13 protein-coding genes are annotated in these 9,565 nt (G+C 70.7%); 6 read left to right on the top strand and 7 right to left on the bottom strand.

The genetic code is table 11. The features are described 5' to 3' along the window. Both ACWDTP_RS18830 and ACWDTP_RS18825 read left to right on the top strand, forming a co-directional pair. Positions 1-683 (top strand): permease (locus tag ACWDTP_RS18830; RefSeq protein WP_450022425.1); only part of this gene is annotated, 683 nt, incomplete at its 5' end. Continuing rightward, entirely contained in the window at positions 680-1,390 is a 711-nt protein-coding gene (locus ACWDTP_RS18825) for a TIGR03943 family putative permease subunit (protein ID WP_450022423.1), read from the top strand. The genes ACWDTP_RS18830 and ACWDTP_RS18825, both read left to right, overlap by 4 nt. Here ACWDTP_RS18825 and rpsR read toward each other — a convergent pair. From rpsR to rpmB, 4 genes are read right to left on the bottom strand one after another with little or no spacing between them, the layout of a single operon-like run. Further along, complete coding sequence (gene rpsR, locus ACWDTP_RS18820; protein WP_450022421.1) at positions 1,384-1,635, bottom strand: 30S ribosomal protein S18; 252 nt, start codon at positions 1,633-1,635, stop codon at positions 1,384-1,386. The genes ACWDTP_RS18825 and rpsR overlap by 7 nt on opposite strands. After that, positions 1,635-1,940, bottom strand: a complete 306-nt coding sequence (gene rpsN / locus ACWDTP_RS18815; protein WP_450022419.1) for a 30S ribosomal protein S14 — start codon at positions 1,938-1,940, stop codon at positions 1,635-1,637. The genes rpsR and rpsN overlap by 1 nt, the downstream gene beginning before the upstream one ends. Further along, a complete protein-coding gene (rpmG, locus tag ACWDTP_RS18810; protein WP_317159673.1) occupies positions 1,940-2,104 on the bottom strand; it encodes a 50S ribosomal protein L33 in 165 nt (54 codons plus the stop codon). The genes rpsN and rpmG overlap by 1 nt, the downstream gene beginning before the upstream one ends. Further along, positions 2,104-2,340 carry a 50S ribosomal protein L28 gene (rpmB, locus tag ACWDTP_RS18805; RefSeq protein ID WP_450022416.1) on the bottom strand — a complete coding sequence of 79 codons (237 nt, stop codon included), beginning with the start codon at positions 2,338-2,340 and terminating at the stop codon, positions 2,104-2,106. The genes rpmG and rpmB overlap by 1 nt, the downstream gene beginning before the upstream one ends. 74 nt (positions 2,341-2,414) lie before the next feature. Between rpmB and mrf the strand changes: the two genes are divergently transcribed. Genes mrf through ACWDTP_RS18790 form a run of 3 tightly spaced genes read left to right on the top strand, consistent with a single transcriptional unit; the run spans position 2,415 to position 4,784 of the window. After that, the gene (gene mrf, locus ACWDTP_RS18800) at positions 2,415-3,593 is read left to right on the top strand and encodes a ribosome hibernation factor-recruiting GTPase MRF (protein ID WP_450022414.1); all 1,179 of its coding nucleotides are present in this window, start codon (positions 2,415-2,417) and stop codon (positions 3,591-3,593) included. Then, positions 3,590-3,838 (top strand): type B 50S ribosomal protein L31, encoded by a 249-nt coding sequence (locus ACWDTP_RS18795; RefSeq protein WP_450022412.1) that lies wholly within the window; start codon positions 3,590-3,592, stop codon positions 3,836-3,838. Before mrf ends, ACWDTP_RS18795 begins: the two co-directional genes overlap by 4 nt. A gap of 19 nt (positions 3,839-3,857) precedes the next feature. Further along, positions 3,858-4,784: an MBL fold metallo-hydrolase gene (locus tag ACWDTP_RS18790; protein ID WP_450022410.1), complete on the top strand. Its 927-nt coding sequence runs from the start codon at positions 3,858-3,860 to the stop codon at positions 4,782-4,784. Here the strand turns inward: ACWDTP_RS18790 and ACWDTP_RS18785 are convergent. Beyond that, positions 4,777-5,757: a glycerophosphodiester phosphodiesterase gene (locus tag ACWDTP_RS18785; protein ID WP_450022408.1), complete on the bottom strand. Its 981-nt coding sequence runs from the start codon at positions 5,755-5,757 to the stop codon at positions 4,777-4,779. The two genes, ACWDTP_RS18790 and ACWDTP_RS18785, sit on opposite strands and share 8 nt — an antisense overlap. Before the next feature lie 99 nt (positions 5,758-5,856). On the opposite strand from ACWDTP_RS18785, the gene ACWDTP_RS18780 reads away from it, so the two are divergent. Next, positions 5,857-7,089: an SLC13 family permease gene (locus tag ACWDTP_RS18780; protein ID WP_450022406.1), complete on the top strand. Its 1,233-nt coding sequence runs from the start codon at positions 5,857-5,859 to the stop codon at positions 7,087-7,089. Between the two features lie 60 nt (positions 7,090-7,149). Here the strand turns inward: ACWDTP_RS18780 and rlmB are convergent, their stop codons facing one another. Beyond that, positions 7,150-8,106 carry a 23S rRNA (guanosine(2251)-2'-O)-methyltransferase RlmB gene (rlmB, locus tag ACWDTP_RS18775; RefSeq protein ID WP_450022405.1) on the bottom strand — a complete coding sequence of 319 codons (957 nt, stop codon included), beginning with the start codon at positions 8,104-8,106 and terminating at the stop codon, positions 7,150-7,152. Further along, complete coding sequence (gene cysS, locus ACWDTP_RS18770) at positions 8,106-9,545, bottom strand: cysteine--tRNA ligase (protein ID WP_450022403.1); 1,440 nt, start codon at positions 9,543-9,545, stop codon at positions 8,106-8,108. Before cysS ends, rlmB begins: the two co-directional genes overlap by 1 nt. Between the last annotated feature and the right edge of the window lie 20 nt (positions 9,546-9,565).

Below are 9,565 nucleotides of genomic sequence, written 5' to 3'. Positions count from 1 at the left end.
GCTGCGTAGGGGGTTCGGTCCCGGTGGCCCGCAGGCTCTTCGGCCCGGGCAGTGCCGGCGCCGCGGCGCTGACGTTCATGCTGGCCGCCCCGGCGATCAACCCGGTGGTCCTGGTGGCCACCGCGGTGGCGTTCCCCGGCCACCCGCAGATGGTCGCGGCGCGGTGTGCGGCGTCCCTGCTCACCGCCCTGATCATGGGTGCTGCCTGGGCCCGGTTCGGCAGGCCGGCGTGGATCACTCGGCAGCTGCCGGAACTGCCGCACGCCGGGAGCTCGCGCTGGGCGACGTTCACCGAGGCCGCCCGCCACGACTTCCTGTCCGCCTGCTCCTACCTGGTGATCGGGGCGGTGGCTGCGGCCGCCCTGCACGTGCTGGTGCCGCCCTGGGTCTATGAGCATCTGGCTGGGCAGATCCTGCTCGGCGTGATCACCATGGCCGTGCTGGCCGTCGTGCTGGCACTGTGCTCGGAGGCCGACGCGTTCGTCGCCGCCAGCCTGACCATGCTGCCGCTGCTGCCACGCCTGGTGTTCCTGGTGGTCGGCCCCGCCGTCGACATCAAGCTGTTCGCCATGCAGGCCGGAATGTTCGGCCGCGCGTTCGCGATCCGCTTCGCGCCGGCGACCTTCGCGGTGGCCACCCTGGTGGCCACTGGCGTCGGGCTACTCGTGCTGGGGGCGCGGTGAGCCGGGAGACCGAAAACGCGCTGCTGCTGCTGATCGGGGTCAGCGCCGGGCTGATCGCCGTCACCGGGAGTTTCACCCGCTACGTCAAACCGTCCCTGCTGCCGTATCTGATCGCGACGGCGGTGCTGTTGACCGTGCTGGCCCTTGCCGCCATCGTCCGCGACATCCGGCGCGGCCCACCCGACGGCCCCGACGCGCACAACCACAACCACCGGCGCGGTATCGCCTGGCTGCTGCTGATTCCGATCGCCCTGTTGGCCTTCGTCGTTCCGCCGTCGATCCGCCCGGACGCCGCATCGGTCACCGAGGTGTCCTCGGATGTGCTGCGCAGGCCGTTCCCGCCGCTGCCCGAGGGCAGCGCGCCCGAACTCTCGTTACCCGACGTGCTGATCCGGGTGGCCCAGGACTCCGCGGGCACCCTGGACCATCGCACGATCAGCGTCACCGGCTTCACCATGCGCGACGGCGGGGCCACCGATCTGGCCCGCGTGGTGATCATCTGCTGCGCGGCCGATGCGCAGCTGGCCAGGATCCGGCTCTCCGGGCCCGCAGCCGCCGAGCTGGCGGGCTATCCGGAGAACACCTGGATCCGGGTTGAGGGCAGCGTGCCCGCCGGACAGGGTGATTCGGCCCGGCGGACGGTTCCGGCGATGACGGTGCTGCGGGTGTCACGGACCGATCCGCCACCGCATCCCTACGCCTACTGACCGCCCATCGGCAGTAGCGCCATCTCCCTGGCGTTCTTGATGGCGATGGCCACCTGTCGTTGCTGCTGCGGCGTGAGGCCGGTGACCCGCCGCGAACGGATCTTGCCGCGTTCACTGATGAAGGTCCGCAGCAGCTGGACATCCTTGTAGTCCACCTGCGTCACCCCGGCCGCGGCCAGCTGATTGCGCCTTGGCTTCTTGGGTTCGGCCACGGGAGGACGCTTCCTGGCGTTCTTCTTGGCCATTACCAGCTCGACTTCCGCACACCGGGAAGCTCGCCCCGATGGGCGAGTTCACGGACCCGGACCCGGGACAGCCCGAACTTGCGCAGATGCCCGCGGGGCCTGCCGTCGACGGCGTCCCGGTTGCGCAGCCGCACCGGGCTGGAGTCGCGCGGCAGCCGCTGCAGCGCCGACACCGCGGCCGAGCGCTGCTCGCGGGTGCTCGCCGGGTTCCGGATGATGTCCTTGAGTTCGGCCCGGCGTTCGGCGTAGCGCGCCACCAGTTTTCGCCGCTTCTCGTTCTTGACGATCTTGGATGTCTTGGCCATCAGCGCTCCTCCCGGAAGTCGACGTGACGCCGGATCACCGGGTCGTACTTGCGCAGCACGATGCGGTCGGGATCGTTGCGGCGGTTCTTGCGGGTGACGTAGGTGTAGCCGGTTCCCGCGGTGGAGCGCAGCTTGACGATCGGCCGGATATCGTTGCGGGCCATCAGATCTTCTCCCCGCGGCTGCGCAACCTGGCGACGACCGCCTCGATGCCGTCGCGGTCGATCACCTTGATTCCCTTGGCACTGACCCGCAGCCGGATCCGGCGACCTTCGGAGGGCAGGAAGTACGTCTTGGCCTGGATGTTCGGGTTCCAGCGTCTGCGGGTGCGCTTGTGCGAGTGCGACACCGTATTGCCGAACCCCGGCGCGCGGCCGGTGACCTGACAGTGGGCCGACATTGAATCTCCTTCGCTATGGGGTACCGTGGCTTAAACATAATGATAATCGTTTTCAATAGCTAATCGGGAGGAGCATGCGAACCCCTGTTGTGCTGGTCGCGGGTCAGGGCGACACCGACGGCGTCGTCGAGGAGTTGGGCCGTGCGCCGGGGACCGTGGTGGTCCGCCACACCTACGACGGCCAGGTGGTGCTGCGCACCGTCGGGAACGGCGCCGCCAGCTCCGACTGGGCCCTGGAGCTGGCGCACGGCTGCGTGTCCTGCACCGTGCGCGACGATCTGCTGGTGCTGCTGCGTCGCCTGCACCGGCGCAGCGATGTCACCCGTATCGTCGTGCGGCTGATGCCGTGGCTGGAGCCCGAACCGGTGTGCTGGGCCATCGAGAACGTCCGGGTCCGGGTCGGCCCCGGATACATCGACGGACCGGCAGCCCGCGACGTCGACATCGACGCCGTCATCGGCTGCCTCGACACCCCGGCCTGGCTGCCGCAGGCCCTCGGCGAGGACGAACTCGACGACGGCCGTACCGTCGCCCAGGTCGTGGTCGGCCAGGCCGAATTCGCCGACGTGCTGGTGCTCACCCAACCCGAGACCACGACCCTCGCGGTGCTGCGCAGGCTGTCCCCTCGGGCCCGGATCACGGTGGGGCCCGAACGGGTCGAGCTGGCGCTGGCGCACCTTGAACCCGACAGCAGGCGGGGCCGGGCCGACGGCCCGCACGATCCGCTGCTGGCCGGCCAGCCGCCGCTGGACGCCGACGGTGCCGTCGCCATCGTCGAGTTCACCGCCACCAGGCCGTTCCACCCGCAGCGCCTGCACGCGGCCGTCGACCTGCTGCTCGACGGCGTCGTGCGCGGCCGCGGCCGGGCCTGGCTGGCCAGCCGGCCCGACGAGGTGATGTACATCGAATCGGCGGGCGGCGGGCTGCGGTTCAGCAACGCCGGAAGATGGTTGGCGGCAATGGATCCCAGCGAGCGTGCCTATACCGACCCACAGCGGCTGGCGCTGGCCGCCGTCGGCTGGGACGAACGGTTCGGCGACCGGCACATATCGCTGACCGCACTGGTCTGCGGCGCCAGGCCCGACGATATCGTCCGCGCACTGCGCGGGGCGCTGCTGACCGATGACGAGCTGACCAGGGCCGCCGAGTGGTCCAGCTACCCCGACCCGTTCGGCGACTGGCACGAGGACCCGTGCGAGGAATCCGACGACGAGACCGCCACACCCGGCCGATACACAGGAGAGAATTCATGAAACCCGGAATCCACCCCGACTACCACCAGGTGGTCTTCCAGGACGCGTCCACCGGAAAACGGTTCCTCACCAGGTCCACGGCTACCAGCGGGCGCACCGTGGACTGGCCGACGCCCGACGGGGTGCGGACCTATCCGCTGATCGTCGTCGACGTCAGCAGCGACTCGCACCCGTTCTGGACCGGCTCGGCCCGCCACATCGACACCGCCGGGCAGGTGGAGAAGTTCCGCAGGCGCTACGGCTGACCGGCCCTAAGGTTGGGCCATGCGGCTCAAACCCGGCAGGCCCGAGCTCGCCGACTACGCCCGGTTCTTCGACACCCCGGCCGCCACACCGCAATCCCCGGTCACGGTGACCTGGGCGGGGGTGAGCACGGTGCTGATCGACGACGGCTCATCGGCCCTGCTGACCGACGGCTTCTTCACCCGCCCCGGCCTGCTGACCGTCGGCCTGGGCAGGCTCACGCCGTCACCGCCGCGCATCGACGGCAGCCTGGCCCGGCTCGGGGTGCATCGACTTGAGGCCGTGCTGCCGGTGCACACCCACTTCGACCACGCCATGGATTCGGCCGTGGTCGCCGACCGCACCGGGGCGCGCCTGGTCGGCGGGAGGTCGGCGGCCCAGATCGGGATCGGCGGCGGTCTGCCGTCCGACCGCATCGTCACGGTGGCATCCGGTGAGCCGGTGACGCTCGGCGGTTACGACGTCACGCTGGTGGAATCCGAACACTGCCCGCCGGACCGGTTTCCCGGCGCCATCACCGGGCCGGTGCGGCCGCCGGCCAAGGCCGCGGCCTATAAATGCGGCGAGGCGTGGTCGACGCTGGTGCATCACCGGGCCTGCGACCGGCGGTTGCTGATCGTCGGCAGCGCCGGTGCGGTGCCGGGCGCACTGACCGGCCTGCGCGCCGACGTGGTCTATCTAGGCGTCGGCCAGCTCGGCCTGCAGCCCGAGCGCTACATCCTGGACTACTGGGCCGAGACCGTGCGCGCCGTGGGCGCCCGCCGGGTCGTGCTGATCCACTGGGACGACTTCTTCCGCCCGCTGCACGAACCGTTGCGCGCCCTGCCTTATGCGGGTGACGATCTGGATGTCTCCATGCGGGTTCTGACCCGGCTGGCCGAGCGCGACGGGGTGCGCCTGCACCTGCCCACGCTGTGGCAGGCCTGCGATCCGTGGGCGGTCAGCTGACCCGGCGCCAGGCCGGGGGCAGCGGCATCCCCAGCTCGGCCAGCACCGCGCGCAGCCGGGTCGGATAGTCGGTGATGATGCCGTCGACCCCCGCGGCGATCTGGGCCCGCATCGCCGCGGGTTCGTTGACCGTCCACGGGATCACCTTGAGCCCCATGGCATGTGCCCGGTCGACGAAGGCCCGGTCGGCCACCAGACGATAGTTCGGCGAGAGCACGGTGGCGCCCACCGATGCGGCACCGGCGACCGGGTCGCCGTCCACCGCCGGATTCACCCCGGCCAACCACGGCGAATCCGGCACCCAGGTGGTGTCGTCGTAGAGCGCAACCCGCGGAATCGCCGGCTGCGCCCGCGCCACCAGCGGTAGCGTCCGCCAGTCGAAACTCTGGATGTCGACCTTGTCCAGCTTGCCCGCATCGGCCACCGCGCCGAGGATCACCTCCACGAACTCCTCTGGGGCGGCCGAGGTTTCGGGTTTGTCCGCCTCGATCTTGGTCTCGATGTTGTAGCGGACGTCGGCCCGGTACGAGTCGGCGAGGGCGAACACCTCCGGCAGTGTCGCGATCGTGTTGCCGGGCACCACCTCGGCGTCGGGGAAATCGGCCAGCAGCTTGCCGCAGTCGAGTGTGCGGACCTGTTCGAGAGTGAGCTCGTGCACCAATTTCCCGACGTAGGGAAACATCGGGTCGCCGGGGAACACCGGTGCGGTGTCGGCGCATTTGGTGTCCTCGATCCTCGGGTCGTGCCACACCAGCGGCTGCCGGTCCCTGGTGAGGACGATGTCGAGTTCGAGCGTGCTGACCCCGAGCTCCAGCGACTTGGCGAACGCCCGCAGCGACTCCTCGGTCGTCTCCCCACGCCCGCCCCGGTGGGCCTGCAGATCGAAGCCGGTGGGCGCAGCGACCGCGGGCGGGACCGACTGGACCGCGGCGGCCAGGGCGAACAGCATGGTGAGCGAGGCGGCCAGACGCATGGTTGACCACGCTATCCAGCCCGACCGGTACCGTCAGGCCGGCGCGGGGCGTCCTCGCGAATCGTCACCGATTGTTCGACTGGCCGAAAGGATCCCGCGTTGATTCTGGCCCTGGCGCTGCTGGTCGTCGTGCTGGTGTTCGCGCTGGCCCGGCCGGAAAGCTGGCCCGAGGCGGTGGTCGCGCTGCCCGCCGCGGCACTGCTGATCGCGGTCGGTTCGATCTCGACGGACCAGGCCGTCGACGAGGTGACCGGGCTGCTGCCGGTGGTCGGGTTCCTCGCCGCGGTCCTGGTGCTCGCGCACGTGTGCGACAACGAGGGGCTGTTCCACGCGGCAGGGACCCTGATGACCCGCCGCAGCGCGGGCAGCCCGCACCGGCTGCTGGTGCTGGTGTTCCTGATCGCCGCCGCGACGACGGTGACGCTGAGCCTGGACGCCACCGCGGTGCTGCTGACGCCGGTGGTGCTGGCCAGCGCCAGGGCGATGTCGATCCCGGCCCGGCCGCACGCCTACGTCGGCGCACATCTGGCCAACACCGCATCGCTGCTGCTACCGGTCTCCAACCTGACCAATCTGCTGGCGTTCACCACCGCGGGGATCTCGTTCATCCAGTTCACCGCGGTGATGTCGCTGCCCTGGCTGGCCGCGCTTGCGGTCGAGTTCCTGGTGCTGCGCTGGTTTTTCGCGGGTGAGCTGCGCGCCGTGCAACCGGCGCCCGCGCCGCCACCCCCGGAGCTCCCGGTGTTCGTGCTCGCCGTGCTGGCGGCGACCCTGGGCGGCTTCGTCGTGACATCGCTGCTGGGCCACTCCCCCGCGTGGGCGGCGCTGGCCGGGGCGCTGGTCCTGGGGATCCGCAGCCTCGCCCACGGGCGCAGCACCGTCGGCGGGATCGTGCGCGCGGTCAACGTTCCGTTCCTGGTGTTCGTGCTGTGCCTTGGCGTGGTGGTCGACGCCGTCATGCTGCACGGCCTGGACGATGCGATGCGCCACGTGCTGCCCGCGGGTACGTCGCTGGCCGCGTTGCTCGGGCTGGCCGCCGTGGCGGCGGTGCTGTCCAACGCGGTGAACAATCTGCCCGCGGTGCTGGTGCTGCTGCCGCTGGTATCGCCGTCCGGCCCCGGCGCGATCCTGGCCGTGCTGATCGGCGCCAACATCGGCCCCAACCTGACCTATGTGGGCTCGCTGGCGAATCTGCTGTGGCGCGATCTGGTGCACCGCAACGGCCTGAAGGCCCGGTTCGGCGAGTTCAGTTCGATCGGGTTGCTGACGGTGCCGCTGACCTTGGTGGCCGCGGTCCTCGGACTGTGGGCGGGGCTGCGCATTTTTCTCTGACCAGCAGACGCAGAACTGCCCATTTTCACGGGATTTGGGTCAGGTTTGTGTCTGCTCGCCCTAGAGACTGCGGCGCTGGCGGGCGATCTCGGCCAGCACCACACCCGCGGCCACCGACGCGTTGAGCGATTCCGTCGGGCCGGCCATCGGGATCGACACCACCGCATCGCAGTTCTCCCGCACCAGCCGCGACAGGCCCTTGCCCTCGGAGCCGACCACCACGACCATCGGCCCGGAGCCCTCGAGTTCGTCGAGCGTGGTGTCACCACCGGCATCGAGACCGACCACCTGCAGACCGGCATCGGCGTAACTCTTCAGCGTGCGGGTCAGGTTGGTGGCCCGGGCGACCGGAACCCGCGCGGCCGCACCGGCGCTGGTGCGCCAGGCCACCGCGGTCACCGAGGCCGACCGGCGTTGCGGGATCACCACACCGTGGCCGGCGAAGGCTGCCACCGACCGCACGATCGCGCCCAGATTGCGGGGATCGGAGATGTTGTCCAACGCGACCAGCAGCGCCGGTGCGCCGTCGGTGTTTGCGGTCGTCAACAGGTCGTCGGGGTGCGCGTAGGAGTACGGCGGCACCTGCAGCCCCATGCCCTGATGCAGCGCGTTCGAACTCATCCGGTCCAGATCGGTGCGCGGCACCTCCAGGATCGCGATACCGCGGTCGGCCGCGATCTGTACGGACTCGGTCAGCCGCTCGTCGGCGTCGGTGCCGAGCGCGACATACAGCGCGGTGGCCGGGACCTTGGCCCGCAGGCACTCCAGCACCGGGTTGCGGCCCAGCACCAGCTCGGTGTCGTCGGTCTTCCTCCCCCGGCCCTGCGGCCTGCCCTGCTGCTGGCGCGCGGCCTTGGCGGCCTTCTTGGCGGCCGGGTGGTTGGGCCGCTGGTGCGCGGGCGGGGTGGCGCCCCGGCCCTCCAGGCCGCGACGGCGCACCCCGCCGGAGCCGACCGTGGGCCCCTTCTTCGTCCCGGCCTTGCGGACCGCGCCGCGCCGCTGCGAATTACCTGCCATCAGACTTTCCCGTCGCTGCGCTCGCCCGGGCCCGGGATACCGTCCAGCAGCGACCACTGCGGCCCGTCGGCGGTGTCGGTGACCTCGATCCCGGCCTCCTTGAGCCGGTCCCGGATCGCGTCGGCGGCCGCCCAGTCCCGGTTGGTGCGGGCCTCGGCGCGGCTGGCCAGCGCCCACTGCACCAGGACGTCGACGGCGGCCAGCGCCGCCGACGTCTCGTCCCGCGACTCCCAGCGCTCGTCGAGCGGATCGCAGCCGAGGATGCCGGTCATCGCCCGGATCGCGGTGGCCTGAGCCATGGCGCCGTCGTGGTCGCCCTTGTCGAGCGCGCGGTTGCCCTCGGCCCGTGCGGCGTGCACCTCGGCCAGGGCGATCGGGACCGACAGGTCGTCGTCGAGGGCGGCGGCGAACTTCGGCGTCCAGTCCCCCACCTCCACCGCGCCGACGCGGTTGCGCACCCGGTGCAGCAGGTCCTCGATGCCGCAGTAGGCCTTGACCGCGTCCTGCAGAGCCGTTTCGGAGAATTCCAGCATCGACCGGTAGTGCGCACTGCCCAGGTAGTACCGCAGCTCGGCGGCCCGGACCCGTTGCAGCACAGCCGGAATCGACAGCACATTGCCCAGCGACTTGCTCATCTTCTCGCCGCCCATGGTGACCCAGCCGTTGTGCAGCCAGTACCTGGCGAAACCGTCGCCGGCGGCCTCGGCCTGGGCGATCTCGTTCTCGTGGTGCGGGAACACCAGGTCCATGCCGCCGGCGTGGATGTCGAACTCGGACCCGAGATAGGCCTCGCACATCGCCACACACTCGGTGTGCCAGCCGGGGCGGCCGCGCCCGAACGGGGTCGGCCAGGACGGCTCACCGGGCTTGGCGCCCTTCCACAGCGTGAAGTCACGCTGATCCCGCTTGCCGGTGGCCGCGCCCTCGCCCTGATGGACGTCGTCGATCCGGTGGCCGGAGAGCTTGCCGTAGTCCGGCAGTCTGAGCACGTCGAAGTAGACGTCGCCGGTCGCGTCTCCGGAGCCGACGTAGGCATACCCGCGCTCGATCAGCCGCTCGATCAGCTCGACCATCTGGGTGATGTGGCCGGTGGCGCGCGGCTCGGCCGACGGCGGCAGCACGCCCAGCGCGTCGTAGGCGGCGCTGAAGGCGCGCTCGTAGGTCGCGGCCCACTCCCACCAGGGCCGGCCCGCGTCGGCGGCCTTGTTGAGGATCTTGTCGTCGATGTCGGTGACGTTGCGGATGAAGGCGACGTCATAGCCGGTCGCGGTCAGCCAGCGCCGCAGCACGTCGAATGCGACGCCGCTGCGGACGTGCCCGATGTGCGGCAGGCCCTGGACGGTGGCGCCGCACAGGTAGATGGAGGCGTGCCCCGGCCGCAGCGGCACGAAATCACGTACGGCACCCGCCATGGTGTCGTAAAGCCGCAGTCCGGTCACGACGGGCCAGCTTACCGGCC

Source organism: Mycobacterium sp. NPDC003449, assembly GCF_053588415.1.
Note: the sequence above shows the minus strand (reverse complement) of the source record. Positions and strands in the feature narration are given on the sequence as shown.

Bases quoted from the DNA above. Each gene is read 5' to 3' on its own strand.
- rpmB (WP_450022416.1), bottom strand. From the start codon at position 2,340: ATGTCGGCCCACTGTCAGGTCACCGGCCGCGCGCCGGGGTTCGGCAAT.
- rpsR (WP_450022421.1), bottom strand. From the start codon at position 1,635: ATGGCCAAGAAGAACGCCAGGAAGCGTCCTCCCGTGGCCGAACCCAAG.
- rpsN (WP_450022419.1), bottom strand. From the start codon at position 1,940: ATGGCCAAGACATCCAAGATCGTCAAGAACGAGAAGCGGCGAAAACTG.
- mrf (WP_450022414.1), top strand. From the start codon at position 2,415: ATGCGAACCCCTGTTGTGCTGGTCGCGGGTCAGGGCGACACCGACGGC.
- ACWDTP_RS18785 (WP_450022408.1), bottom strand. From the start codon at position 5,757: ATGCGTCTGGCCGCCTCGCTCACCATGCTGTTCGCCCTGGCCGCCGCG.
- rlmB (WP_450022405.1), bottom strand. From the start codon at position 8,106: ATGGCAGGTAATTCGCAGCGGCGCGGCGCGGTCCGCAAGGCCGGGACG.
- ACWDTP_RS18795 (WP_450022412.1), top strand. From the start codon at position 3,590: ATGAAACCCGGAATCCACCCCGACTACCACCAGGTGGTCTTCCAGGAC.
- ACWDTP_RS18790 (WP_450022410.1), top strand. From the start codon at position 3,858: ATGCGGCTCAAACCCGGCAGGCCCGAGCTCGCCGACTACGCCCGGTTC.
- rpmG (WP_317159673.1), bottom strand. From the start codon at position 2,104: ATGGCCCGCAACGATATCCGGCCGATCGTCAAGCTGCGCTCCACCGCG.